This window comes from Amphritea japonica ATCC BAA-1530, assembly GCF_016592435.1.
Lineage (GTDB): Bacteria > Pseudomonadota > Gammaproteobacteria > Pseudomonadales > Balneatricaceae > Amphritea > Amphritea japonica.
Window position 1 is genome coordinate 40,596 of sequence record NZ_AP014545.1, and the last position, 23,556, is coordinate 64,151.

27 protein-coding genes and 2 tRNA genes are annotated in these 23,556 nt (G+C 48.4%); 21 read left to right on the forward strand and 8 right to left on the reverse strand.

The window, feature by feature from the left end:
• The first annotated feature begins 1 nt into the window (after position 1).
• The 7 genes from aroE to AMJAP_RS00215 all read left to right on the forward strand — a co-directional run bounded on the left by aroE (position 2) and on the right by AMJAP_RS00215 (position 6,053).
• Positions 2 to 832: a shikimate dehydrogenase gene (gene aroE, locus AMJAP_RS00185; protein WP_026340050.1), complete on the forward strand. Its 831-nt coding sequence runs from the start codon at positions 2 to 4 to the stop codon at positions 830 to 832.
• 132 nt (positions 833 to 964) lie between these two features.
• Entirely contained in the window at positions 965 to 3,340 is a 2,376-nt protein-coding gene (locus AMJAP_RS00190) for a Lon protease family protein (protein WP_019621202.1), read from the forward strand.
• Positions 3,341 to 3,586: 246 nt separating this feature from the next.
• The gene (locus AMJAP_RS00195) at positions 3,587 to 4,033 is read left to right on the forward strand and encodes a hypothetical protein (protein WP_019621201.1); all 447 of its coding nucleotides are present in this window, start codon (positions 3,587 to 3,589) and stop codon (positions 4,031 to 4,033) included.
• A 28-nt stretch (positions 4,034 to 4,061) separates the two neighbouring features.
• A complete protein-coding gene (locus tag AMJAP_RS00200) occupies positions 4,062 to 4,295 on the forward strand; it encodes a DUF2188 domain-containing protein (RefSeq protein ID WP_019621200.1) in 234 nt (77 codons plus the stop codon).
• A 2-nt stretch (positions 4,296 to 4,297) separates the two neighbouring features.
• Positions 4,298 to 4,936, forward strand: a complete 639-nt coding sequence (locus AMJAP_RS00205; RefSeq protein ID WP_019621199.1) for a hypothetical protein — start codon at positions 4,298 to 4,300, stop codon at positions 4,934 to 4,936.
• 453 nt (positions 4,937 to 5,389) lie between these two features.
• Entirely contained in the window at positions 5,390 to 5,791 is a 402-nt protein-coding gene (locus AMJAP_RS00210; RefSeq protein ID WP_201356397.1) for a hypothetical protein, read from the forward strand.
• A complete protein-coding gene (locus AMJAP_RS00215; protein WP_019621197.1) occupies positions 5,781 to 6,053 on the forward strand; it encodes a hypothetical protein in 273 nt (90 codons plus the stop codon). The genes AMJAP_RS00210 and AMJAP_RS00215 overlap by 11 nt, the downstream gene beginning before the upstream one ends.
• Before the next feature lie 182 nt (positions 6,054 to 6,235).
• Here AMJAP_RS00215 and AMJAP_RS00220 read toward each other — a convergent pair whose 3' ends face one another.
• Positions 6,236 to 6,478 carry a gamma carbonic anhydrase family protein gene (locus AMJAP_RS00220; protein WP_328702002.1) on the reverse strand — a complete coding sequence of 81 codons (243 nt, stop codon included), beginning with the start codon at positions 6,476 to 6,478 and terminating at the stop codon, positions 6,236 to 6,238.
• 184 nt (positions 6,479 to 6,662) lie between these two features.
• Between AMJAP_RS00220 and AMJAP_RS00225 the strand changes: the two genes are divergently transcribed.
• From AMJAP_RS00225 to AMJAP_RS00235, 4 genes are read left to right on the forward strand one after another with little or no spacing between them, the layout of a single operon-like run.
• Complete coding sequence (locus AMJAP_RS00225) at positions 6,663 to 6,932, forward strand: hypothetical protein (protein WP_156815147.1); 270 nt, start codon at positions 6,663 to 6,665, stop codon at positions 6,930 to 6,932.
• 1 nt (position 6,933) lies between these two features.
• A complete protein-coding gene (locus tag AMJAP_RS00230) occupies positions 6,934 to 7,524 on the forward strand; it encodes an ABC-three component system protein (RefSeq protein ID WP_019621194.1) in 591 nt (196 codons plus the stop codon).
• Positions 7,518 to 7,751 (forward strand): ABC-three component system middle component 6, encoded by a 234-nt coding sequence (locus tag AMJAP_RS17845; protein ID WP_376787803.1) that lies wholly within the window; start codon positions 7,518 to 7,520, stop codon positions 7,749 to 7,751. Before AMJAP_RS00230 ends, AMJAP_RS17845 begins: the two co-directional genes overlap by 7 nt.
• Positions 7,752 to 7,758: 7 nt before the next feature.
• Entirely contained in the window at positions 7,759 to 9,516 is a 1,758-nt protein-coding gene (locus AMJAP_RS00235; protein WP_019621193.1) for a DUF2326 domain-containing protein, read from the forward strand.
• A 124-nt stretch (positions 9,517 to 9,640) separates the two neighbouring features.
• Here the strand turns inward: AMJAP_RS00235 and AMJAP_RS00240 are convergent, their stop codons facing one another.
• Positions 9,641 to 10,180: a gamma carbonic anhydrase family protein gene (locus AMJAP_RS00240; RefSeq protein WP_026340049.1), complete on the reverse strand. Its 540-nt coding sequence runs from the start codon at positions 10,178 to 10,180 to the stop codon at positions 9,641 to 9,643.
• A gap of 129 nt (positions 10,181 to 10,309) precedes the next feature.
• On the opposite strand from AMJAP_RS00240, the gene prlC reads away from it, so the two are divergent.
• The 3 genes from prlC to AMJAP_RS00255 all read left to right on the forward strand — a co-directional run bounded on the left by prlC (position 10,310) and on the right by AMJAP_RS00255 (position 13,372).
• Positions 10,310 to 12,343 carry an oligopeptidase A gene (gene prlC, locus AMJAP_RS00245; RefSeq protein WP_026340048.1) on the forward strand — a complete coding sequence of 678 codons (2,034 nt, stop codon included), beginning with the start codon at positions 10,310 to 10,312 and terminating at the stop codon, positions 12,341 to 12,343.
• 153 nt (positions 12,344 to 12,496) lie between these two features.
• Positions 12,497 to 12,754 carry a YheV family putative zinc ribbon protein gene (locus AMJAP_RS00250; RefSeq protein WP_019621190.1) on the forward strand — a complete coding sequence of 86 codons (258 nt, stop codon included), beginning with the start codon at positions 12,497 to 12,499 and terminating at the stop codon, positions 12,752 to 12,754.
• 30 nt (positions 12,755 to 12,784) lie between these two features.
• Entirely contained in the window at positions 12,785 to 13,372 is a 588-nt protein-coding gene (locus AMJAP_RS00255; RefSeq protein WP_019621189.1) for a DNA-3-methyladenine glycosylase I, read from the forward strand.
• Between the two features lie 3 nt (positions 13,373 to 13,375).
• On the opposite strand, the gene AMJAP_RS00260 is transcribed toward AMJAP_RS00255, so the two are convergent.
• Positions 13,376 to 14,470, reverse strand: coding sequence for a PQQ-dependent sugar dehydrogenase (locus tag AMJAP_RS00260; RefSeq protein WP_019621188.1), 1,095 nt, complete (start codon positions 14,468 to 14,470; stop codon positions 13,376 to 13,378).
• Positions 14,471 to 14,705: 235 nt separating this feature from the next.
• Between AMJAP_RS00260 and AMJAP_RS00265 the strand changes: the two genes are divergently transcribed.
• Complete coding sequence (locus AMJAP_RS00265; protein WP_019621187.1) at positions 14,706 to 15,578, forward strand: DMT family transporter; 873 nt, start codon at positions 14,706 to 14,708, stop codon at positions 15,576 to 15,578.
• Position 15,579: 1 nt separating this feature from the next.
• On the opposite strand, the gene znuB is transcribed toward AMJAP_RS00265, so the two are convergent.
• From znuB to AMJAP_RS00280, 3 genes are read right to left on the reverse strand one after another with little or no spacing between them, the layout of a single operon-like run.
• Positions 15,580 to 16,371, reverse strand: coding sequence for a zinc ABC transporter permease subunit ZnuB (gene znuB, locus AMJAP_RS00270; protein WP_019621186.1), 792 nt, complete (start codon positions 16,369 to 16,371; stop codon positions 15,580 to 15,582).
• On the reverse strand, positions 16,371 to 17,159 hold the full coding sequence (gene znuC, locus AMJAP_RS00275) for a zinc ABC transporter ATP-binding protein ZnuC (protein ID WP_019621185.1): 789 nt from the start codon (positions 17,157 to 17,159) through the stop codon (positions 16,371 to 16,373). Before znuC ends, znuB begins: the two co-directional genes overlap by 1 nt.
• Entirely contained in the window at positions 17,156 to 17,650 is a 495-nt protein-coding gene (locus AMJAP_RS00280; protein WP_019621184.1) for a Fur family transcriptional regulator, read from the reverse strand. The genes znuC and AMJAP_RS00280 overlap by 4 nt, the downstream gene beginning before the upstream one ends.
• An 85-nt stretch (positions 17,651 to 17,735) precedes the next feature.
• Here AMJAP_RS00280 and AMJAP_RS00285 point away from each other — a divergent pair, with 85 nt between their 5' ends.
• The 5 genes from AMJAP_RS00285 to AMJAP_RS00305 all read left to right on the forward strand — a co-directional run bounded on the left by AMJAP_RS00285 (position 17,736) and on the right by AMJAP_RS00305 (position 20,922).
• Complete coding sequence (locus AMJAP_RS00285; RefSeq protein WP_019621183.1) at positions 17,736 to 18,797, forward strand: zinc ABC transporter substrate-binding protein; 1,062 nt, start codon at positions 17,736 to 17,738, stop codon at positions 18,795 to 18,797.
• 68 nt (positions 18,798 to 18,865) lie between these two features.
• Positions 18,866 to 18,952: transfer RNA gene (locus tag AMJAP_RS00290), tRNA-Leu, on the forward strand.
• 81 nt (positions 18,953 to 19,033) lie between these two features.
• Positions 19,034 to 19,120: transfer RNA gene (locus tag AMJAP_RS00295), tRNA-Leu, on the forward strand.
• A 151-nt stretch (positions 19,121 to 19,271) separates the two neighbouring features.
• Positions 19,272 to 20,228, forward strand: coding sequence for a DUF3179 domain-containing protein (locus AMJAP_RS00300; protein WP_019621182.1), 957 nt, complete (start codon positions 19,272 to 19,274; stop codon positions 20,226 to 20,228).
• Between the two features lie 298 nt (positions 20,229 to 20,526).
• Complete coding sequence (locus AMJAP_RS00305; RefSeq protein WP_019621180.1) at positions 20,527 to 20,922, forward strand: hypothetical protein; 396 nt, start codon at positions 20,527 to 20,529, stop codon at positions 20,920 to 20,922.
• Positions 20,923 to 21,018: 96 nt separating this feature from the next.
• On the opposite strand, the gene AMJAP_RS00310 is transcribed toward AMJAP_RS00305, so the two are convergent.
• Complete coding sequence (locus AMJAP_RS00310) at positions 21,019 to 21,216, reverse strand: RSP_7527 family protein (protein ID WP_019621179.1); 198 nt, start codon at positions 21,214 to 21,216, stop codon at positions 21,019 to 21,021.
• A gap of 231 nt (positions 21,217 to 21,447) precedes the next feature.
• Here AMJAP_RS00310 and gcvA point away from each other — a divergent pair, with 231 nt between their 5' ends.
• Positions 21,448 to 22,341, forward strand: coding sequence for a transcriptional regulator GcvA (gcvA, locus tag AMJAP_RS00315; RefSeq protein ID WP_236588735.1), 894 nt, complete (start codon positions 21,448 to 21,450; stop codon positions 22,339 to 22,341).
• 41 nt (positions 22,342 to 22,382) lie between these two features.
• Here the strand turns inward: gcvA and AMJAP_RS00320 are convergent, their stop codons facing one another.
• A complete protein-coding gene (locus AMJAP_RS00320; protein WP_019621177.1) occupies positions 22,383 to 23,456 on the reverse strand; it encodes an LbtU family siderophore porin in 1,074 nt (357 codons plus the stop codon).
• Positions 23,457 to 23,556: the final 100 nt, after the last annotated feature.

The window sequence follows — 23,556 nt, forward strand, 5'->3', positions numbered from 1 at the left end:
GGTGAGTGATCGTTACGCAGTCTTTGGAAACCCGATTAAGCACTCTAAATCACCGCTGATTCATACGGCATTTGCTCAACAGACCCACCAGACGCTTAGCTACAATGCGATGCTGGTGCCAGAAGATGGCTTCGACGAGGCTGTGGATAACTTTCTGTCGGGCGAGGGCAAAGGGCTGAACATCACCGTCCCGTTCAAAGAAGATGCCTGGAAAAAAGCGGAGTCACACTCTGATCGGGCGAAACTGGCGGGAGCCGTCAATACCCTTTACCGAAACGAAGCGGGCCAGCTCTGCGGCGATAACACCGATGGTTTGGGGCTGGTGGCAGACATCACCCTGAATAACGGCGGTGAAATACGCGGCAAAGATCTGCTGATTCTGGGCGCTGGCGGAGCTGTTCGCGGTGTTCTGGAACCTATCCTTGCTCATAACCCTGCGCGGGTTGTGATCGCTAACCGCACTCTGGCCCGGGCTGAAGTGCTGGTCGAGGTCTTTCAGGGGCTGGGTGCGATCGAAGCCTGTGGCTTTGATCAGTTAGCGGGTCAGCAGTTTGATCTGGTGATCAACGGCACAGCAGCCAGCTTACAGGGAGAGGTCCCTCCCCTGCCAGATGATCTGCTGCGTGAAGGCGCCTGGTGCTATGACATGATGTATGGCGCTGACATTACCGCCTTTAACCAGTGGGCAACCGACCATGGTGCAGAAAAAGCGATCGATGGGCTGGGGATGCTGGTAGAACAGGCGGCTGAGTCGTTTTCTATATGGCGTGGAATCCGCCCGGATACTTCTGAACTAATTCAAGAGCTTAGACATCAGTTATCGTCAAAATAACGGTCACTAAAATCCTTCCTTGCGCGGAGTTTCTCATCGGGTTATAAAAGAAGAAGCTGAATAATGCGTTCTGCAGAGTTTCATCAGGACTCATTCTCAGGTTCCGAACTCCAGCCGCAGGAATGATCCGTTATGGAAAAAGAGACCCGCCTGTCCCCCGATCAGCTGTACCGTCACTGCAACACTGAGTTGCTGCCCTTCAAAACCACTGAAACTCTGGAACCCTACACCGGCTTCTTTGGTCAGGAGCGTGCGGTCGAAGCGATGGAGTTTGGTATCGGCATGAAACGGCCCGGTTACAACATGTTTGTCATGGGTAACCCTCATACCGGCCGATTTTCATTCGCCATCGACAGTATTCGCAGTATTGCCAAGAAAGAGCTGAAGAAAACCAGCGACTGGTGCTATCTCAATAACCTTGATGAGAGCCGCAGCCCTTTGGTTATTCAGCTGCCCGCTGGTAAAGGCTGGGCATTCCGGCGGGATATAAAGCACCTGATCGAAGGTATTCTTACCGAGCTGGCGGCGGCGTTTGAAAGCCCTGCGTATCAGCGCAAGAAAAGCAAAGTCGAGCGGGACTTTAACCGTCTCTATGATCAGGCGATCGAACTGGTCGATGGTCTGGCCAGAGAGCACAGTATCGCGCTGTACCGGGATGCTGGCAGTATCGGCTTCACGCCGGTCGCCGAGGGTCAGGGCATGGACGAGGCGGCGTTCTCCCAACTGCCGGAAGATGTCCGGGATGAGTTCACCCGCAACATCGCGAAGCTGGAAGAACACCTGAACGAAGAGCTCGCGAGTATGCCGAAGTGGCGCCGTGAAGCGGGCGATAAAATGAAAGCGCTGGATCGTGAAACTGCGCGCAGTGCAGTAGCCCCGCTGATTCAACCCCTGCGTGAGAAATACCATAGCAACAGCGGTGTACCGGATTACCTGACACAGCTGGAATCTAATCTGGTTAAAAACGCGCTGGATATTATCGAGGATGATAAACCCAACGAGGCGCGTACCGATCTGGCTCGTCGGCAGTACATGGAGAGCACCTTTGGCGTCAATATGGTGGTGGATAACCAAAAAACCAAAGGTGCGCCGGTGGTTTTTGAGACCCACCCTACCTACGATAATCTGTTTGGCCGGGTCGAATACAATTCCGAAATGGGTGCCCTGAGCACCAACTTCCAACTGATTCGCTCCGGTGCACTGCACCGGGCCAATGGTGGCTATCTGGTGCTGGAATCAGAGAAACTGCTGGAGCAGCCCTTTGTTTATGGTGCCCTGAAGCGGGCGCTCAAATCCCATGAGATCCGTATCGAAAATCCGATGTCAGAGATGACGGGCATGGGTACGATCACGCTGGCACCCCAATCTATCCCTCTGAGTGTCAAAGTGGTGCTGATCGGCACCCGGGAAACCTACTATCTGCTACAAGAGCTGGATCACGACTTCGAGAAGATGTTCCGCGTGGTGGTGGATTTTGATGAAGACGTAAAACGCGAACCGGCGACGATCCGTAGCTATGCCCGGTTGATGAAAACCCTGGCCGATGAAGAAAATCTGGCTCCTCTCAATCGTCAGGCTGTTGCCCGGCTGGTGGAACACAGCTCCCGTCTGACGGAAGATCAGGAACTGCTCTCCGCTCATGTGGGTGAGCTGGTAGACCTGCTCTGTGAAGCAGACTACAAGCGGATCCGTCAGAAAGATGAGATTATTAACGATCAGCATGTCGAAATGGCGCTACAGGCGAAAGAGCGCCGTACCAGCCGTATCTCATCGAAGATTTTAGACAGTATTCTCAATGAAACCGTCCTGATTGATACCGATGGTGAAGAAGCAGGCCGTACCAACGGACTGACGGTGCTGGGTGTCGGTGATGTATCGTTCGGCTTTCCCGCGCGTATTACGGTGACGGTGCATCCGGGTAATCGCGGCATTGTCGATATCGAACGTGAGGTAACCCTGGGGCAGCCGATCCACTCGAAAGGGGTGCTGATCCTCTCCGGCTATCTGGGCCATAAATACGCCAAAGACTTCCCGCTGACCCTGTCCGCCAGTATCGCGTTAGAACAGTCTTACGGCTATGTCGACGGAGATAGCGCGTCAATGGCGGAAGTTTGCACCCTAATCTCCGCATTAACCGATATTCCAATTAAACAGCAATTCGCCATTACCGGCTCGATCAACCAGTACGGTGAAGTGCAGGCTATCGGTGGTGTGAATGAGAAAATAGAGGGTTTCTTCAACCTCTGTAAAACCCGCGGACTCACCGGTTCACAAGGGGTGATCATCCCGAAAGCCAATGTTCGTAACCTGATGCTCAAGCGCGAAGTGGTCGACGCGGTCGCCGAAGGGCAATTCTGCATCCACGGCGTCTCAACCGTCGACCAGTGTCTGGAACTTCTGATGGGCCGCAAAGCCGGACAGTTGAAAGAGGACGGCACCTTCACCCAGCGCTCGGTTAATGCGCAGGTGGTGAAGCGGTTGAGGGAAATCGCAAAAGCTAAGGCGTAGCCTTGGCTTTAGACCGCTGCTGTGCGGCTAGCTCGTCGCTGGAACGTCACAAAAAACGTGACTAGCTCGTTGCTTGAAAAATCTAAGAAAGAGCAGCGGGTAAACGTTGAGTTAGCGCTTTGATTTAATTAAAAATGACAGTTACGACGGCCTGTCAAAGTCGGTGAAGAGTAGGTTATTAGAAAAAATGCAGCCTCTACAGGCACTATAATCTACAATTAGGCGTCAATTCATCAAGGAAGAGTCATGAATCTACTAACTCTAGGTTTCAGTAGTTACGATATTGCGTTGCTCTTTTTTTGCCCTGCTGGAGCTGTACTAGGTAGCTTTGCATATGCAATAACAGAAACAATATCTCACAAGCCGCCAACAAAAGAAGACGATTATGAATTTGCTAATGCCCATGTAAGCAAAGCAAGGGGCGTATGGCTTGGTTTACGTCTCGTTCTCGGTGGTATTCTCGGTCTAGTTCTAGGGTTATATTTCATCGGTGCCATTCAAGAAACACCAACAACACTTGCTAAAATAGTAGCTCTTTCCATTTTGGCGGGATACGCAGCCCCAAATATTTGGTTGGCACAAGAAAACGCTGTTACAAATCGATTGCTAAGTCTTATCAATGAATCGTCGCCAGAGTCGCTTAACAAGCCATTCAAAGGCCATAACGGTGGCGATAAAGCTGCCACGCTATAATGGGGCTTTATGTTTCAAGGAGAAGTTTATGAGTAAGAAGTCACAGCATGTCGTTAAAGGCAGTAAAGGAGGCTGGGATGTAAAAAAAGGGGGCGGTGAAAAAGCAAGCCGTCACTTCGATACTCAAGAGGAAGCAATCGATTACGGAAGGCAGGTAGCAAAGAATCAAAAGGCTGAGTTTTATGTCCACGGAAGAGACGGAAAAATTCGATCTAAAGACAGTTATGGTAATGACCCGCATCCTCCAAAGGATAAAAAGTAGCCATGGACGGTTTTGACAGAAATGTTTTTGTAAACTGCCCCTTTGATGATGACTATCGCCAATTATTGCTTTCAGTTGTTTTTACTGTAAAGCACCTTGGTTACAATCCAAGGCTCTCTTTAGAGAGGGCTGATTCCGCTGAATCACGAATCGACAAAATAGTTGGTCTAATAAATCAATCGAAGTATGGGATTCATGATTTATCTAGGATTGTTTCAGAAGGAGGAAATGAGCATTACCGAATGAATATGCCATTTGAGCTTGGTATTGATTACGGTTGCCAAAAACTCAAAGAGGGTGCTTGGTCTCAAAAGAGAATTTTGATTCTTGAAAAAGAAAAATATCGTTATCAGAAAGCACTTTCAGACCTTTCAGGATCGGATATAAAAAATCATGATGATGAGCCCTCAAAGATAATTAAGGCTGTTAGAGATTGGTTTGTAACGACAGAATCTATACGTGCAGATAGCGGAAATAAAATTTGGAATTCGTATAATGATTTCCAAGCTTACCTTTATGATGAGCTTATCGAGAACGATGGGCATGAATCTGTTGATGACGCTCAAGTATCAGAGATTATGCAACACATGACAGTATGGTTCAGTATGGAAACAGATAACAAAGCAACCGGTTATCGGTAGTCTGTTGGCTCGAAACTTTTAAACGGCTACTGAGTTGTCCGTATTGTTATTACGGCGTTAAATGTACATGGAGAGTATCTTGAGGTTTAAAGAGTTCATTAAAAGAGTGCTTGTTCTTGTGCTTTCTTTGATTTTTTTAGTGTTTTTAAAGATCGATTTAGGAATAGAGGGGGCCATTTTTTTTGTCCTTATTGTAGCAGTATTTATTTTTGCTGAATTAATTCAAATTAAGAGTTCGCTCGTCAAGACGTATGCTGAGGCTTTGACAGAAAATAAGCTAATTTTGTTTTTTTAGAAAATCGTATTTTAAATTATTTTGTAAGTGGCGTTTTTTCACTTTATTTTTCATTTTATCTATTTGTTCATGTAAATACGAATGAGTATAACGAGCTTTATTTTTTTGTTTTCTCTGGTTTTCTTCTCAGCTTTCTCGTGCTACCAGTAAAAAGCACAATGAATTCTTTGTTTAAAGAACTTCCTGCTAAGGCTTTTTCCCGCCTCTCTGTCGTTTTTATTGTCGTGCTTTTTACCGTGATTTTAGATGGGACGTATAATGCTTTTTTACCCGTTGATAGCAGAGTGAAAGAACCTTTCGATATAGATATACCTCTTTATGTGATGGATGATATTAAGCACTCTTACATCTATCTTCAGCATACCTTGCGAACAGCCTTATACCTGAAGGTTAATGTTCAATCTGTTGCCTTGTATGACGAGGTTGGTGACTGGTTTGCAATTATTAGGTTTTTTTTATTATTGTCTCCGACACCATACATCGCGTATGCGCTTATTTACCTTTCACTAAATTCAATAGTGAATTTTAATATTACTAGAGCTGGTAATAATGACTTATAAAAAATGTTTTGTGGTGATGATTTTTCTCGCTTCGGCTTTGATCGTTGTATCCACTATGTTTATTAAGGCACAAATAATAAGTGCTAACCTTGATTTAAAAGACAAAATTTCATCTTTAAGTAGTGATCTTGATAATACAAAAGAACTGCTTTCTCTTTCTAGAGAGCAAGTTAAGGTACTTACCACTAAAAATAGTGAATTAGAGAAAATTGGTGAGGAAAGGGTTCTTAAAATCTGGGCAATGTACCAAGATGGCACCTAAAGAAACAAAGGGGCAGACCTGAACAGAGTGATTGATTTGATTGTTGGAAGGGTGAGCAACAGATCTCGAACCCGTTGGTCTGCTATCTGAATATAAAGAAAGGGGGAATCAGTGCTATGCTGTTTTCCCAATCTTTTTCGAGCAAGTAAAACGAATTTTTACATCGAGCAACGAACAACGAGCTACTCGCAGTACTCTTCTGCGATATGCTTATCCTTCAATTTCACATAATTCCCCGCCGTGTAGGTAAAGAATTCCATCTCTTTCTCGGTCAGTGCGCGGGCTTCTTTGACCGGGCGGCCGACGTAGAGTGGGCCGCTTTTGAGGGTTTTACCCGGCGGGACCAGGCTGCCTGCGCCGATGATGACGTCTTCTACCACCACCGCGCCCATGCCTACTAATACCCGGCTGCCGATGGTGAGGATTAAAGGGTCCTGATCCCTTCAATGCTAATATCCGTGTATTACCTTATAACAAGCGCAAGCAGTCGGAAAAATTATTCGCTGTGCCCCCAATTTTCCGCTGTTTCGGGCGTTACACTAATATCGAACCATCGTGCATACGTGATAGAATCATATGTAATGGATATTAAATTTTATGGAGATTACTTTGGATAGTTTTTTTAAAGCAGCCCTTGGTGTAGGAGGCTTAGGAACAGTAGGCGCTGCTGTATTTTTTGGCTTATACAAAGATTGGTTAGCACTCGATATTTTCTCAAAACTATCAGCAGATCAAACGTTTATCATTATGCTGGTTTTCTTAGGGTTGGTTTTTCTTAGTCTTGTTGTGCTTGTGACAGCTTACATGTTGAAAGGAATTAAAATCAATTCAGCCAAAGCAACGAATAGCTCTGTAGCTATAATCAACGACACAAAATAGCATGATTAATAGAAATAACGCAGAGGCGCAAGAAGGGTCAGTTGCTGCCGTCAATCATGGCAATGGCCCTCAACACATTGATAACAGTACTACAATCCGACTTGGTGGATTAGTTAATCTTGCAGAAACTGCTACAGGGGCGATAGTATTTGATCCTGTGGCGATGCGCGAAGCAATTTTGTCAATAGATCACTCACTTGAGAGTATTAACGATAGCCAAAGTGATTTTGATATCATTGACGTAGAAAAGAAAAATAAACTTAATGGATTGACACAAGAGTATTATGACGAATTCATTTCGATAAATTATGAGCCATACTTCCTAGAGCTAGATGTATTTTTAAAGCAACGAGAGAATGAAGATCTTCAAAAGAAAGTGCACAATATTGTTGCAAGTTTAAATAGAAAGATTTTTATAAAACGAAAGTACTTTGATGCCTTTGAAGACCTCTTAACCTCCATTGAAGAAGCTCTCTTGGAGTCAGAATTCAAGGCTCTCCAAGGCAAAGAGTATACAATTAGCTTTTTCTTGTACTATTTATATGCTTGCTGTCTTATCGGGAAAAAAACTGATGAGGAAAAGAAATGCTAACTCCTCATAGATTTACAAATTTTAATTACTGTCTTGTTTATGTGTCCTCATTAGTTATTGAATGCCTAATATACAGAGGTGATTCAAACTTAAGCGAACTATACAAATACTGCAAAGCTTCAAGTACTGAAATAAATGAACAAGATATAACGCTTGCAGTAAGCTTTTTATATCTACTTAGTAAAGCAAAATACAATATCGAAACCGATATTGTTACGCTTGTGTGAGAGAATTATGCTAAAACTGAGTCGTTTATACGCAAATAATAACAGCATTTTTCCGGACATAATATTTAGGGACGGCCTGAACATTATCTTTGCGAATGTAACAAAAGAGCAGAAAGACAAATCGTCTCACAGCTTAGGAAAAACTACCCTACTTGAACTGTTGAATTTTTCTCTATTAAAACAAATTGACAAATCTTTTTTTCTAAAAAACAAAGTCTTTGAAGATTTTATTTTTTACCTAGAAATTGAATACGATTCAAACAAATTTGTTACTATAAAAAGGCCTGTAAAGGGTAAAATTTGCATACATTCTGTTTCTATAAAAGACAAGCTTAATTACTTAGATGATAAAGACTGGGACTTCAGCTCCCTTAGCTTGAAAAAAGCAAAAGAAATATTTGATTCTATTGTTTTTATAAAAGATCTGAGGAAAAATGATTTCACTTTTCGAAATGGTTTGAGATATTGTTTGAGAAAGCAAACTCAATACGAAAACACATTCAAAGTAAATGCTAGCCGAGAGACCGACTCTGCATGGAAACCATATTTGGCACAGGTACTAGGCATAAATTCTATTCTTGTAAAAGAAAAGTACGCTGCTAATAAGCAAGTTGAATCTATAAAGAATGCAATCAAACAGATTGAATCTCTACCCCAAGAAAGCACTCAAAGTTTAGAGGCTGAAATTGCCCAATTAGGGGCTCATATTTCAAGGATGCAGGCTGAGTTAGATAAATTTGATTTTAGAAAAGCTGACACAGAAATCAATAGCGAGCTTATCGATAATACTTCTCTACAAGTATCCGATTTTAACAAGAAGCTATATGAAATAGACCAGAGACTCCATGCGATAAATGAATCACTGAGAACAGAATTCTCTTTTGATTTGGATAAAGTTGTTGAACTTTTTGGCGAAGTAGAGATTCATTTTCCGGATCAACTTGCACACTCATATCATGATCTAATTAATTTAAATACTCAGATGTCTGAGGGCAGAAAAATCAGACTAAAAAGTGCAAAGAAAAAATTGCTTAAGGAAAGAAAAAGTACAGAAGAATATTTGAGTCTTGCAACAGAAAAACAAAAAGAACTTGCAAGTATACTGCTACAAAAGGATGCCTTCTCTAAATACAAAGTAATGCAAGCTCGGTTGAGTAGAGAGGAAAGTAGACTTGCCGTATTGCAAGAAAGAGTTGAAAAGTTAGACTACGCTTCATCTTTGTCAGACAGGCTCGAGTCGGCAGTAAGCTCACAAAGCGACGCAGCTAAATTATTAGAAAAAGCAACCCGAGTTCGTGAAAATGCACAAATGAAACATGCTGTTGAAGTTTTCAGTGAGATTGTTGAGTATGTGCTCTCGATGTCAGCTTTTATTTTTACAAATACTAACTCTGAGGGAAATATAGAGTTTAAAATAGGTTTAAAAGATCAAACGTCAGTTAATGATGGTTTTTCATATACACGAACATTATCGGCTATTTTTGATATTACTCTACTTTCAATACACTCAAATGATAGCTTCTACAAGTTTAGTTACCATGATGGTCTCTTTGAGAGTCTTGATGACAGAGTCAAATTTAAGCTCATTGATAAAATGAGGGAAATTTCTGAGAGCCATGGTTTGCAGTTCATTATTAGTGTACTTGATAGTGATATTCCTATTTCAGAAACAGGAGAACGGTCATATTTTTCACAGGATGAAATAATTCGTGAGTTGCATGACGAAGGTAACTCCGGAAGACTTTTCAGAATGCCTGCTTTCTAATACGTAGCAATAAAGGGCACAGATTTATTTTCTATTGTTTAAGTAGCTTAGGAAATAGATCAGCCCCTTCTTTTTCGAGCAAGTAAAACGAAGTTTTACGTCGAACAACGAGCTACGGCAAAGATTATTCGTATCCTTCCGAAAGATGCTTATCCTTAAGCTTCACATAATTCCCCGCCGTATACGTAAAGAATTCCATCTCCTTCTCGGTGAGTGCGCGGGCTTCTTTGACCGGGCGGCCGACGTAGAGGTGGCCGCTTTTGAGGGTTTTACCCGGGGGCACCAGGCTGCCTGCGCCGATGATGACGTCGTCTTCTACCACGGCGCCGTCCATGACCATCGCGCCCATGCCGACTAATACGCGACTGCCGATAGTGCAGCCGTGGAGCATCGCCTGGTGGCCGATGGTGACGTCGTCACCAATGATCAGCGGGTAGCCATCCGGGTTAAAGGGGCCTGCGTGGGTGATATGCAGTACCGAGCCATCCTGTACGCTGGTGCGGTTACCGATACGGATGCGGTGCATGTCGCCACGGATGACGGTGAGCGGCCAGATGGACACATTGTCACCCAGTTCGACATCCCCCAGAACGACGGCGGTTGGGTCGACAAAGGCTGCTTTACCCAGCTTGGGTGTGGTGTTCTGATAGCTGCGGATGGTCATCTGTTTATTCTCACTCTGCTGTTCCGGTGGGGTTTCTATAATAAACCCTGCAGCACGATTGAAAACAGTGAATCATCACCCCATTTAGTAGATATTGTTATTTATATTCTGCCCTGTTCAGGAGTACCTATGACCAATCCGTTGCTGCAAGACCACCTGCTGCCCCCGTTTTCTGAGATTACCCCTGAGCATGTTGAGCCTGCTGTCGATCAGTTATTGGCTGACAGTCGTGCTGTGATCGAGCAGGTGCTGGATGGCAATGGCTCACCTGACTGGAACAATCTTGTGGTGCCGTTGGAGCAGAGTCAGGACCGTCTGGCGAAAGCCTGGTCACCGGTGTCCCATCTTAATTCGGTTGTTAACAGCGATGAACTGCGGGATGCGTATAACGCCTGCTTGCCTAAGCTGTCTCAGTTCTGGACGGAGATGGGTCAGCATCAGGGGCTGTTTGAGGCCTATGAGAAACTGGCAGGCAGTGACGCGTATCAGGCGCTGGATGAGCCGCAGCGTAAGGTTATCGATAACGCCCTGCGGGATTTCCGCTTATCGGGGATCGCCCTGAATGACGCGGATAAGCAGCGCTACGGCGAACTGCAGCAGAAGTTGTCTGAGCTGACCACTAAGTTCTCTGAAAACGTGATGGATGCGACCGATGGCTGGTCAAAATTAATTGCCGATGAGGCTGAGCTAGAAGGGCTTCCGGCAAGTGCGCTGGCGGCAGCAAAGCAGTTAGCCGGGGCTAAAGGTGATGAGGGCTGGTTGATCACGCTGGATTTCCCCTCTTACTTCGCGGTGATCACCTATGCGGATAACCGGGAACTGCGGCGTGAGGTGTATGAAGCGTTTGCTACCCGGGCATCTGATCAGGGGCCGGGTGAAGGTAAATGGGATAACAGTGCGGTAATGACCGAGATTCTGACCCTGCGTGCCGAGCTGGCGAAACTGCTTGGCTTTGGTAACTATGCCGAATACAGCCTGGCGACCAAGATGGCTGATACCACCGATCAGGTGGTCGGTTTTCTGACCGATCTGGGTGAGAAGAGCCGTCCCCAGGCGCAGAAAGAGTTTCAGGAGCTACAAGCTTTCGCGTTAGAAGAGTTCAGTGAGCCAGAACTGCAATCATGGGATATCTCCTATTACAGTGAGAAACTGAAGCAGGTGCGTTATGCGATCTCTCAGGAAGAGCTGCGCCCCTACTTTCCGATGACAAAAGTGTTGGCGGGTATGTTTCAGGTGACCGGCAAACTGTTTGGTATCGAGATTGAAGAGGTGGCTGAGTTTGACCGCTGGCATGCCGACGCCCGCCTGTTCAATGTTAGTCGTCAGGGCGAGTTGATCGCCCGCTTCTTCCTCGACCCGTTTGCCCGGGCGAAAAAGCGCGGTGGGGCCTGGATGGATGATTGCCGGGTTCGACGCATGGATAACGGTGTTCTGCAGCTGCCGGTGGCTTATCTGGTCTGCAACTTTAACCCGCCGGTTGGGGATGACCCTGCCCTGCTGACCCATAATGAAGTGACCACCCTGTTCCATGAATTTGGTCACGGTCTGCACCATATGCTCACCCGTATCACCTATGCGGATGTCAGTGGTATCAACGGTGTTGCCTGGGATGCGGTCGAGTTGCCCAGTCAGTTCCTGGAAAACTGGTGTTATGAGCCTGAAGCGCTGGAGATGATTTCCGGTCATTATCAAACCGGTGAGGCGCTGCCTGCCGAGATGCTAGAAAAGATGCTGGCGGCGAAGAACTTCCAGTCCGGCCTGATGATGGTCCGTCAGCTGGAGTTCTCACTGTTTGATTTTGAGCTGCACCGGGAATATCAGGCCGGTGTCACCGATGTGCAGTCGGTTCTGAATCGGATTCGCAGCCAGGTCGCAGTGATTACCCCGCCGGAGTTTAATCGTTTTCAACACGGCTTCAGTCATATTTTTGCCGGTGGTTATGCGGCGGGCTATTACAGCTATAAGTGGGCCGAAGTGTTGTCCGCCGATGCTTTCTCCCGATTCGAAGAGGAAGGCGTATTCAATACCGACACGGGGAGCTCATTCCGGGCAAATATCCTGGAAATGGGCGGTTCTAAAGAGCCGATGGAACTGTTTGTTGCGTTCCGTGGTCGTGAACCGAGTGTTGAACCACTGTTGCGCCATTGTGGTATCGCAGGGTAAACCGATAGCAGGGTGTTTCTGAGGTATAATTCAGAAAACCTTCAGGGGGGTGACCCCCTGCATACTCAGTTTCAGGTCAGTTCATGGTTTAGGTTTATTGTAGATCGATTAATCGATTGATGATCTGAGAGTTAAAAAACAGTTGAGAGAATTATGACGATTGTTAAACGTTTTATTGCCGGTGCTGTCTGCCCACGCTGTGCCGAGATGGATACGCTGAAAATGTATCGCGATGAGAACCGCGAGTATAAAGAGTGTGTTCGTTGTGACTACACTGACTCGATGGCGCTGGATGGCTCAGATCAACCTGAAGCTGAGCTGGATACCCGGGTAAACCGTGGCGGAAAAGTTGAGTTAGAGCCCGCCCAGCCACTGAATTTTGTGGCGAACCCCGGTACGACTAAGCATTAATCGCTGAATAACGCTTTTCGGGAGAGAGCTATGTGCCACCGTTGTGCCTGGGCGACCGCGACAGAGCTGGAACAGCAGTACCATGATCAGGTGTGGGGTGTGCCCCAGACAAATGATCAGCAGCTGTTTGAATATCTTATCCTGGAGAGCGCTCAGGCGGGGTTGAGCTGGCGTACTATCCTGCAAAAGCGTGAGGGTTACACCCGTCAGTACGAGGGCTTTGATCCGGCCACTGTGGCTGCGTTTTCACCAGAGAAGGCGGAACAGATGCTGCTTGATCCGGGTATCGTCCGCAACCGGCTTAAAGTGGAGTCTTCGATCCAAGGCGCGAATGTCTTTCTTGAGCTGGCCGCTAAACATGGCAGTTTTGCCAACTATATCTGGCAGTTTGTTGAGGGGAAACCGATTCAAAACAGCTGGAAAAGCCTCAGCGAAGTCCCCGCTGAAACCCCGCAGTCTCAGGCGATGAGTAAAGCGCTGAAGAAAGCGGGTATGAAATTTGTCGGTCCGACAATCTGCTATGCCTACATGCAGGCCACCGGGATGGTCAATGATCACGAAGTGAACTGTATCCGTTATCAGCCCTGTCTTGAGCTGGCAGAAGGTTTACAGCTTTAACTATCAGGGTTTGCGATAGCTGACTCGGTAAATAACCCCGGCTTTATCGTCTGAGATGAGCAGGCTGCCATCCCGATCGGTAACGATATCCACCGGCCTGCCCCAGGCGCTTTCCCCCTGTAACCAGCCCTCAATAAACACCCGTTGCGTGATCGGCGTGGCCGAGGTATCCACCTGAACTACCCGGTAACCGACTTTGCTGGAACGGTTCCATGAGCCGTGTTCGGCGATAAACAGGCTGTTCTGATTCGCATCGGGAAACTGATTACCCGTGTAGAAACTCAAGCCTAGCGGGGCGACATGTGCGCCCAGCTTCAGTACCGGGGATTGATAGTCGCTAAAGGACTGGCCCTGATGCAGGGCCGGATCAGGAATATCACCGGCATGCACATAGGGGTAGCCAAAGTGCTGGCCCGGTTCGCTGAGGCGATTGAGTTCATCATCGGGCTGGTCATCCCCCAGATGATCCCGGCCATTATCGGTAAACCAGAGTTCGTGGCTGCTGGGATGCCAGGCAAAGCCAACCGAGTTACGCACGCCGTGCGCCACAATCGTTTGTCGCGTTGTCTGCAGGTTGAGCTTCAGGATGGAGGCAAAGCGAGGGTCATCACTGAGACAGATATTGCAGGGAGCCCCGAGATTAAAATACAGCTCTCCGTCAGGCCCGAATTTCAGATATTTCCAGCCGTGGTGCTTTATGTCAGGCAGGTAATCCGTGATCAGCTCTGTGGCAACAGGTCGCTGAGGCTGAGTGCCAGCATCGGTTATCCGCAAAATCTGGTTCACGGCGGCGATGTAGAGATCGCCATCCCGATAGGCGATGCCGCTGGGCATATTGAGCCGCTTCAACAGAATCTCTTGCTGTTCATAAATACCGTCACCATCGCTGTCTCTGAGGCGGTAGACCTTACCTGCGCGTCGACTGCCGACAAACAGGGTTCCTGGCTCCCCTAGGGCGATCTGCCGCGCGTTATCTACTTCGGCCACTACCGACAGCGTATAGCCAGCCGGTAGCCTTAGCCGCTCCAGAGGCAGGTCTGCCAGTGAAGCATGTGACAGGCTATAAAGCAGTGTGAACAGCAGGATTCTCTGGGTCATCGTTGATCATTGTCCGGTGTGGGGTTGATAGTTATGCCTGCGTAACCAGAATCGGTTACACTCACCAAAACATAGCCGATGATCTGCATCTCTGCACATTGCAGCAGCCGTTCAGGGGGGATTTATTCCCTGCTGTTCCGTTTGAGTGATATCTATCGAGTCGGCTTCCATCCTATAAGAGCGGTGTGCGGATTTTGTCCTCCGGGTCTTAATATTTTTCGTAACGATTGAGTCTATGTTGCAACAGATACAGAACATCCCTTTGGGATTACGCTTTATGCTGCTCTCTTCGCTGGGCTTTGCGCTGATGGGGGCATCGGTGAAGGCGGTGAGTCAGTATGGTATTCCGCTGATGGAGATCGTTATTGCCCGGGCGCTGGTGTCGCTGATCATCAGTTATGTCGACGTAAAGCGTAAAGGTATCGCGATCTGGGGCCACAATAAACTGCTGCTGAGTGCCCGGGGTGTTGTCGGTGCCGCGGCGTTGATCTGCGTCTATTATTCGGTCACGACGTTGCCTCTGGCCGAGGCTACGGTACTGCAGTATCTGCACCCGGTATTTACCGCCCTGCTGGCCTTTATGTTGTTGGGGGAACGGGTTCAGGTATCGACGATGATCTGTATCTTCCTCAGTATTACCGGGCTGGTGGTGATGGTGAAACCGGATCTGTTCTTTGCTGCCGAGGTTGAGCTGCCGCTGTTCAGTGTTATCGCTGCCTTGCTGGGGGCGTTTGGCAGTGCCGTGGCTTATGTCATTGTCAGACGCTTGAGCCAGACCGAAGACAGTTCGGTGATTATTCTCTACTTCCCCTTGATCGCTTTACCTGCCGCGCTGATTCTGTCCGGCGGGGAGCTGGTGATGCCCGATGGCTACGCTCTACTGCTGCTGATTCTGGTCGGTATCTTCACACAGATAGGTCAGGTGGGGCTGACCAAAGCGATGCAGCATGAGGCGGCCAGTAAGGCGACCGCCTTCTCTTATATTCAGGTGATACTGTCTATGCTGCTGGGCTGGTTTGCCTTCAATGAACTGCCCTCGCTCTGGACGCTGCTCGGCGGCGGACTGATCGTTATCGGCGCATTGATCAACGTGCTCTGGAAGCGCTGAATCAGGCTGTTCTGCGCAGGGGCAGGCTGTAGAGCAGCAGGAATTGCGCCAGTGCTGCGACCACCACTGAAGGCCCGGCTGGGGTATCAAAATTCCAGGAGGCATAGAGCCCAAGGCAGACCGAAACGACACCCAGAAGACTGGCAATAACCGCCATCTGCTCCGGGGAGTTGGCCAGCCGACGGGCACTGGCGGCGGGAATAATCAGCAGCGAGGTGATCAGAAGTATCCCCACCACCTTCATCGCAATCGCAATCACCACACCGATCAACAGCATCAGCGCCAGCCGTATACGCGTGACCGGTACTCCTTCTACCTGCGCCAGCTCTTCGTTAATGGTCACCGCCAGCAAGGGGTTCCAGAGTCGCCAGATCAGCAGCATGACGATACCCCCGCCGCCATAGATCCACAGCAGATCATCCGGGGTAATAGCCAGCAGATCACCGAACAGGTATTCCATCAGATCGACCCTGACATCATCTAACAGGGCAACGGCGACCAGACCCAGCGACAGACTACTGTGTGCCATGATGCCTAAGAGGGTGTCGGTGGCGACTATTTTCTGTCGCTGCAGGCTAACCAGAATCAGCGCCAAAATAACACAGCAGCTGACGACCGCCAGATTGAAGTTGATATCAAAGAGCACGCCTACCGCGATCCCTAACAGAGCCGAGTGCGCCAGAGTATCACCGAAGTACGCCATGCGACGCCATACAACAAAGGAGCCCAGCGGCCCGGCTACCAGTGCTACACCGATACCGCCTAACAGCGCAAACAGGAGAAAATCAGCCATCAGTGGTGGCCTCCGCAGTGGCTATGATCATGTTCTGCCGCCTCTTCTAACGGCACTATATCGCCATGCTCGTTGTGCTGGTGGTTATGATGGTGGCTATAGAGCGCCAGATTCTCAGCCCCAGGCACACCAAAAAGCTCAATGTAGGACGGGTCGGTACTGACCTGTTCCGGATGGCCGGAGCAACAGATGTGGCGGTTCAGACAGATGACCTGATCGGTGGCGGCCATGACCAGGTGCAGGTCGTGGGAGATCATCAGTACCGAGCAGTTGTAGCGGTCACGGATACTGGCGATAAGGTTATACAGCTCGATCTGGCCGTTAATATCCACTCCTTGAGCGGGTTCATCCAGCACCAATAGCTCAGGTTTTCGCAGCAGTGCTCTTGCCAGAAGGACGCGCTGCATCTCTCCCCCGGAGAGGCTGTGAACGGATTGCTTGAGCAGGGCTTCAGCCCGGACCGATTGTAAGGCCTGAAGGCGGTCTTCGGCACTGGCAAAGGCGGCGGTTTTAAGAAACCGTTCGACGGTCAGTGGAAAAGTGGCATCGATCTGCAGCTTCTGAGGCATATAACCGATTCTCAACGTTGGTGAGCGCTTAATAACCCCGTCAGTCGGTGATAGCAGCCCTAAAACCGCTTTGACCAGTGTGGTTTTTCCCGCGCCATTAGGGCCGATCAGCGTGGTAATCTCCCCCTGCTTTAATGTCATAGAGACATTATCGATCACTTTGCTCGCGCCAAATTTGATATTCAGACTGGTGATTTCTACCAGGGTTGCCGGGCTCATTTGGCCTCCTGGCAATTCGGGCAGCGCCCCAGAATCTCAATATTTTCCTGTTCAACGGAAAATCCGGCGTCTGCGGCAACACTTTGAATACTGCTTTGCAGGGCGGGTGATTCAAGTTCAACCGTGGTACCGCAGCTCTGGCAGATCAGGAAATAGCCGTGGTGGAAATGGTCCGGGTGGCTACAGCCGATAAATGCGTTAAGGGATGCTAACCGGTGCACCAGCCCCTGTTCCTGGAGGAAATCCAGCGCGCGATAAACGGTCGGCGGCGCCGAGTTAAATCCCGCCTCAGCAATCGCGGGCAGCAGGTCGTAGGCGCCCAGCGGTTTATGGCTTTGCCAGATGAGCTTGAGGACCAGCTCGCGAATACTGGTGAGCCGCTGACCATTCGCTTTACATAACTGCTGAGCCTGCAGTAACGCAGTCTTGATGCAGTGACTATGATCGTGGTCGGGCTGATAGGCGATATTGTCTATGCTTTGTGGGGCCATAATAAAACCGGTTGATCTAATTAGTTGAACTTTGAATTGTTATATTATAACTTTGCGTTTCTTTGAATAACAGTGACTTCTACCGATGCCAGCTAAATTACCTCTATTGTTCGTATCTTTTCTGCTAAGCACCTCTGCCTGGGCGGCTCCAACAGTGCCGGTGAAGCTGCTCACCAGTATTAAACCGATTCAGCTGATCGCGACCGATATGCTGGGTGAGCTGGCTCAGGTAGATGTGCTTTTGCCACCGGGTAGTTCACCGCATCACTACTCACTGAAACCCTCCTCTATCAGAAAGATTCACAGTGCTGACCTGTTTATATGGGGGGGGGCGGATCTTGAGCTGTTTCTGACTAAAAGTGTTAGCCAATTGGAGCGCCCTGCTCTGGCCTTATTGGATGATACAGATGGCCATCCGGTTGAGTCGGAAGAGACTGGGCATGAAGACGAGCATGAACACGAGCATGAAGCTGGCCACGAAGATGGTCATGAACACGAGCATGAAACTGGTCATGAAGACGAGCATGAAGCGGGCCACGAAGACGGTCATGAAGATGGTCACGAAGACGGTCACGAAGACGGTCACGAAGACGGTCACGAAGACGGTCACGAGGCGGGACATGAACACAGTGGTGACCCGCACTTCTGGATGACGCCAGAGCGGGCATTGGTTGCCGCGGATATGATTAAAGACCGCTTGGTTGAGCTATACCCTGACAATGCAGCGCTATACCAACAGGCGTATCAGCGTTTTGAACAACGACTGGCGCATGCGGATCAACAGCTACAGGAACAATTAAAGCTTGTTAGTGATGTTGGATTTTTTGTCTTTCATGACGCTTTCAGCGGCTTTGTTGAGCACTACCAGTTGCGTCAACTGGGTTACTTTACAGTTGATCCGGGTCGTAAACCGGGTGCGCGTCGGTTGAGTGAAATCCGAGAGGCGCTGGAGAATGAGCAGGCTCAGTGTGTCTTTGTGGAACCTCAGTTTAAAGCACCGGTGGTGGATAGCCTGATTCGTGGACTGGATATCCGTGTGGGACGTCTGGATCCCCTTGCTACAGAAGTGAGCGCCGTGAGTGGAGGCTACGTTGACTACCTGGAATCACTGGCAGATAGCTTCAGTGGCTGTCTATCGGGGAAATAAAAGAAAAAAAGTAGTGGTTTCTCTTCACAAATGAAAAGGGCGTCTTTATAATGCGCTCCTCTTTTGGAGCAGATGTGGTGGAATTGGTAGACACGCTAGCTTCAGGTGCTAGTGCTCGCAAGGGCGTGGGAGTTCGAGTCTCCCCATCTGCACCAACCGCTTTCGGCGGTTGAGCTTCGAAAGAGAAGGCTGTTTTAACGGCCAGGGGGACGCCCTTAAACGTGACAAGTTGATACGCAGATGTGGTGGAATTGGTAGACACGCTAGCTTCAGGTGCTAGTGCTCGCAAGGGCGTGGGAGTTCGAGTCTCCCCATCTGCACCAACTTTTCTTCTTTAGAATCCTCTCTATTTATAATCTTTTCTTCAGTACCCTCTTCATCTATATTTCAGTTTCTCCGACTATACTCTCTCATATTGTTTTTCGCTGACGGCGGTAAATTGCCTGCGTTGTTTTTTATCGCTTGGAGAAAGTTATGGTGGTCACTCTGCGTTCATTTGGCGAACCACTTGTTTTGCTCTGTATCGGCCTGCTTATCTGCTCATCTGTTGTATCAGCTCGTACTTTAAATGGCTTTGATCTCACAGGTAGTCTGATATACGAAGGCCATATTGTCCCTGGCGGACCCGCAAAAGGGGGCATTCCTGCCATCGATCAGCCGGTGTTTAATCAGGCTGAGGATGTTAACTGGCTTGAGCCTGAGCAACGGGTAATCGGCGTTAAACATAACGGTGTGGCGAAAGCTTATCCTCTGGCGATCCTCAATTGGCATGAGATTGTGAATGATCGTTTTGCAGATGATCCCGTCGTCGTGACCTATTGCCCTCTGTGCGGCAGTGGGGTTGTTTATCGGGCGAGAATGGATAACCAGGACCTGACCTTCGGTGTGTCCGGGCTACTGTATAACAGTGATGTGCTGCTCTATGACCGTCAGACCGACTCACTCTGGTCACAACTTCATCATCACGCCATTTCAGGTCCGATGAAGGGAAGAGCGCTGGTTCAGCTGCCTTCTGAACATACCCAGTGGGGGAAATGGCTGAAAAATAATCCGGATACGCTGGTACTGTCCCGCAATACCGGGGCGACCCGGGATTACAACAGAAACCCTTATGACGGCTATGAAGAGTCTAAGCTTCTCTATTTTTCAGTGGAGTTTATGAGTCAGGCTTTTCACCCTAAAGCGCGGGTAATCGGGGTTGAATTAAATGGTCTGGCTAAGGCCTATCCTTTTTCTGAGTTGGCAAAAGTCGCCCTGAGCGGGGTGCTGGAAGACCGTGTAGGAGAGAATCTTCTGAAGATTGAATATGATGCAGAATCTCAGAGTGCACGAGTGTTTCAAGGGGCTGAAGAGATCCCCGTGGTGAATCTTTTCTGGTTCTCATGGTACGGGTTTCATCCGAACACACAGATTTATCGTGTTATTGAATAAAACCCATCAGAAGGCGCTCTAAGGGGGCGGATGTCGGCATTTGCGGTTCTGAATGAGGCTGGGTGGCCGAAGGGGATGAGTAAAAATAATCCGAACCTGCCGCACTCGCCTGAGTTATCTTCCTTCTACAGCCCTTTAATACCGGGGGGAGAAGACAGAGAGATGATCAATATTCGTTTTTGATTTTTGCCTATACCTCTAATGAATTCTGGGTTCCAGAGCTGAAGATGATATATATCAAGCCAAGGTTTTGCAGAGTCAGTATTCTGCAACCCAGAGATAAACAGAGGTGAAAGAGATGATTTCGAAGTTTTCTGATCTGCTGGATGCGGTTGCTAAAGAGGATGAACCGCAGCGCTTATTGATGCTGTTTGCCAAGGCCGAAGGGGGTTCAACAAACCCGAAGAAGCAGCGCAAACAACAGCGCGGTACTATTGAGCCGGTTATGTGTGTAGATAAACTGCCTGAAGAGGTCGGGTCTTTTACGCAGCTGGTGGCTGAAGCGGATAATATATCTAAAGAGTGGAACTTCATTATTATTGCCGGTCTTGCTGGCGAAAATGGCCAGGCGCCCACGACTGAAGATGCCGATCCGTACCTGAATAAGATGGCTAACGGCCTGGCAATGGGTGAAGACCTGTCCCGTTATCTGATTTTTGACCGGAGTGAAAACCCGATCGTTATGCAAGAATGATTAACCGGGAAGTGATTGCAGGTTAAAGCACTTCCTGGTGTTTTCAGGGTAAAAAAAAGGCCACTAAAAAGTGGCCCAAAGGAGTCTCGTTAAGACCTAAACGGTCCCGAATGAACGAGTGCTGTTAAAAATGTTTTGCTGTCGCTTCAAATTAAGTTTCTTAAGATTGCGAACCAGAGAGCGGAACATTCCAACCAGGAATTCGCTACGCTGTGCTTTGGCATGGGCAATGTAATGCTTCGTGTCAACGTTACCAAATTGATCCAGTTTAATTTCCTGTTCGAATGTATGCATTATTACCACCAATAAAATTCATTAAAACGCCACGTGAATGGCTTGATCCGCCTGAGCCTAATTCTGATGCCTATTAATAAGTGCTTCAGTAAAATCAGTATCTATAGTGTCTGTCGGCTGGATCATCGTTAAGTTGATGTTTATACTAAGGTCGCACTGTTGATAAAACAAACGACAGTTTTTCAGCTTTAATGTGAAATAAATTCATGTATTGAGGTGTTTATCAGACGCTTGCCCCCTTTAAATGCGTTGCGTAGCTTTGAGTCCGCAGCCCGGCTGGGTAGCTTTAACCGGGCGGCCGAGGAGCTGTTCGTCACCCCATCAGCGGTGAGTCATCAGATTAAATCGCTTGAGGAATTTCTGGGGTTAAAGCTGTTTCAGCGCGAAAAACGGCAGGTACAGATTACTGTTGCTGGTGAAAAGTACCTGGTGGCGGTATCCCATGCGTTGGATGAACTGGATGCTGCAACCCGGCGATTAATCTCTGCGCCGAACACCAGCTCGCTCACCTTTGAGGCCCCTCCTGCATTTCTGAGCCGCTGGCTGATGCCAAAAATTAAAGATTTTCAGGCGCTATACCCCGATGTTGAGCTGCGCCTGAGCACCGGTGCGGTTAATAAAATCGATTTTGATCACAGTGATCTGGATATGGCGGTGTACTTTGGTGATGAACCAGGGGATGACAATATGGAGGTGCATCTGGTGCATCGTTCCGTCGTCGTTCCGGTTTGTAGCCCGCGCAAAATGGAAGAGGATAAGATCGAGTCTCTGTCGGATCTGCGCAAACAACCGTTAATTCATGTCACCAGCCGCCGTAATGAGTGGCAGCGTTTGCTGCATAAATCAGGGGTGAGTATGACTGGAGGGGAGAAAGGTTTATCTTTTTCCAGCACTCAGCTGGCACTGGGTGCGGCGCTGGAAGGTTTGGGTATCGCGTTATCTGATAAATCCCTGATCAGTCGTGAACTGCAGTATGGTCAGTTGGTAGTGCCGGTAGATGTGGAGCTGCTGACAGGTAAAGCGTTTTATCTTGTTTACCCTAAAGATCGGCAGATTACTTACGGTATGAGGGTGTTCCGTGAGTGGTTACTTGAAGTGATGGGGCTGAATAAAGCAGCCGAATAGGCGACTGCCCGGTGACATAGCCCCCGTGCAGCCGCCGCCTCTCAGAAGTGAGTCGATAGCACCAGATTCAGAGTGTCAGTATCATCGCCCTGATAGTCTTCCTCTCTCACCAGTTCAACAATGAATTCAGCATTGTCGTTCAGCTCTCTGGATGCTCCCAGCGTCATTCGAGAACGGGCAAACAGGTTTTCTCCGGCATCGGTTAGCTGTTCGCCGTTGTCGGTTTTACTGTAGCCCAGAGAAAGGTTGCCCGAAGCCCCCATCAACTCAGTGGCGTAATCGGTACTGAGGTGCCAGACAGAAAGCTCTGGCGTACCTGCCAGCTCATCGAACTGTGCTGTTTTCAGGTATTCCGCAGAGAGTGACAGAGCGTTTATCTCATAACTCAGGTTTATTCGGGAGGCACTGACCTTGTTATCAGCGGTCAGGCTGTCGGCCTGATAAGGGTCAGTATTGCGGATATTATTCAGATAACCGACGCCCACCGCAATGCCGTTATCGAAGGTCAGTGCAGCATTGAGTCCCAAGTTGTCGACTTTGCTTTCATCGCTCTGGCCTTTAAACAGATAACCTTCAGCGCTGAATATTCCCTGACTAAAGCCGACCAGCAGCAGGTCATCGGTGTTATCGGTCAGATCGTCGGTTAGTGGGTCTGACCAGGCATTGCCGTTGATTACTGCAAAGGGTGTCGCTGTGCGGCCTGCAATCAGAGACCAGGGATTATCTTCCGAACTGATCGTTACAATCGCTTCATCGACATACAGGTCCTGATCCTCGCCCTCATCTTCATATTTAAGGGTGGTTGATAGCGCCATATACTGATTCACTGTGGCGTCTATGGTTAGTTCGACAGCATCAACATCCAGATCGTTTTCGCTACTGCCATCCGCCTGTTCAGACCCTGTCGCTAAAAATTCTGCACTGCCGCTGATAGTCACCGGGCTGCTGTTGTTTTTGATACCGGTTTGTTCGGCCATGGTGTCGCTCAGTTGGGATTCGAGCTGCGTTATTCGCTCTTTCAACATACTGAGTTCCGATTGCAGATCACTTGCCTGAACCGTCGGTGTCGCGGCTACTGATGCTGTGATCAGGGATGCCAGTAGGGTCTTTTTCATTGTATTTCCTTCGTTGTTGATTATAAATTGCGCCCGTGAACAGGCTCAGAAGCGAGCTTCTGGTCTGTTTATGGGCGTTGTTAAAAGTGTTCTATCTGGG

Coding starts and splice junctions, on each gene's coding strand:
- AMJAP_RS00215 (WP_019621197.1), top strand. CDS start 5,781: ATGACTTATAAAAAATGTTTTGTGGTGATGATTTTTCTCGCTTCGGCT.
- AMJAP_RS00205 (WP_019621199.1), top strand. CDS start 4,298: ATGGACGGTTTTGACAGAAATGTTTTTGTAAACTGCCCCTTTGATGAT.
- AMJAP_RS00305 (WP_019621180.1), top strand. CDS start 20,527: ATGATTTCGAAGTTTTCTGATCTGCTGGATGCGGTTGCTAAAGAGGAT.
- AMJAP_RS00230 (WP_019621194.1), top strand. CDS start 6,934: ATGATTAATAGAAATAACGCAGAGGCGCAAGAAGGGTCAGTTGCTGCC.
- AMJAP_RS00280 (WP_019621184.1), bottom strand. CDS start 17,650: ATGGCCCCACAAAGCATAGACAATATCGCCTATCAGCCCGACCACGAT.
- AMJAP_RS00265 (WP_019621187.1), top strand. CDS start 14,706: ATGTTGCAACAGATACAGAACATCCCTTTGGGATTACGCTTTATGCTG.
- AMJAP_RS00210 (WP_201356397.1), top strand. CDS start 5,390: ATGAATTCTTTGTTTAAAGAACTTCCTGCTAAGGCTTTTTCCCGCCTC.
- AMJAP_RS17845 (WP_376787803.1), top strand. CDS start 7,518: ATGCTAACTCCTCATAGATTTACAAATTTTAATTACTGTCTTGTTTAT.
- AMJAP_RS00255 (WP_019621189.1), top strand. CDS start 12,785: ATGTGCCACCGTTGTGCCTGGGCGACCGCGACAGAGCTGGAACAGCAG.
- AMJAP_RS00285 (WP_019621183.1), top strand. CDS start 17,736: ATGCCAGCTAAATTACCTCTATTGTTCGTATCTTTTCTGCTAAGCACC.
- prlC (WP_026340048.1), top strand. CDS start 10,310: ATGACCAATCCGTTGCTGCAAGACCACCTGCTGCCCCCGTTTTCTGAG.
- AMJAP_RS00195 (WP_019621201.1), top strand. CDS start 3,587: ATGAATCTACTAACTCTAGGTTTCAGTAGTTACGATATTGCGTTGCTC.
- AMJAP_RS00320 (WP_019621177.1), bottom strand. CDS start 23,456: ATGAAAAAGACCCTACTGGCATCCCTGATCACAGCATCAGTAGCCGCG.
- znuC (WP_019621185.1), bottom strand. CDS start 17,159: ATGAGCCCGGCAACCCTGGTAGAAATCACCAGTCTGAATATCAAATTT.
- AMJAP_RS00300 (WP_019621182.1), top strand. CDS start 19,272: ATGGTGGTCACTCTGCGTTCATTTGGCGAACCACTTGTTTTGCTCTGT.
- AMJAP_RS00235 (WP_019621193.1), top strand. CDS start 7,759: ATGCTAAAACTGAGTCGTTTATACGCAAATAATAACAGCATTTTTCCG.
- AMJAP_RS00310 (WP_019621179.1), bottom strand. CDS start 21,216: ATGCATACATTCGAACAGGAAATTAAACTGGATCAATTTGGTAACGTT.
- AMJAP_RS00200 (WP_019621200.1), top strand. CDS start 4,062: ATGAGTAAGAAGTCACAGCATGTCGTTAAAGGCAGTAAAGGAGGCTGG.
- AMJAP_RS00240 (WP_026340049.1), bottom strand. CDS start 10,180: ATGACCATCCGCAGCTATCAGAACACCACACCCAAGCTGGGTAAAGCA.
- AMJAP_RS00260 (WP_019621188.1), bottom strand. CDS start 14,470: ATGACCCAGAGAATCCTGCTGTTCACACTGCTTTATAGCCTGTCACAT.
- AMJAP_RS00190 (WP_019621202.1), top strand. CDS start 965: ATGGAAAAAGAGACCCGCCTGTCCCCCGATCAGCTGTACCGTCACTGC.
- AMJAP_RS00250 (WP_019621190.1), top strand. CDS start 12,497: ATGACGATTGTTAAACGTTTTATTGCCGGTGCTGTCTGCCCACGCTGT.
- znuB (WP_019621186.1), bottom strand. CDS start 16,371: ATGGCTGATTTTCTCCTGTTTGCGCTGTTAGGCGGTATCGGTGTAGCA.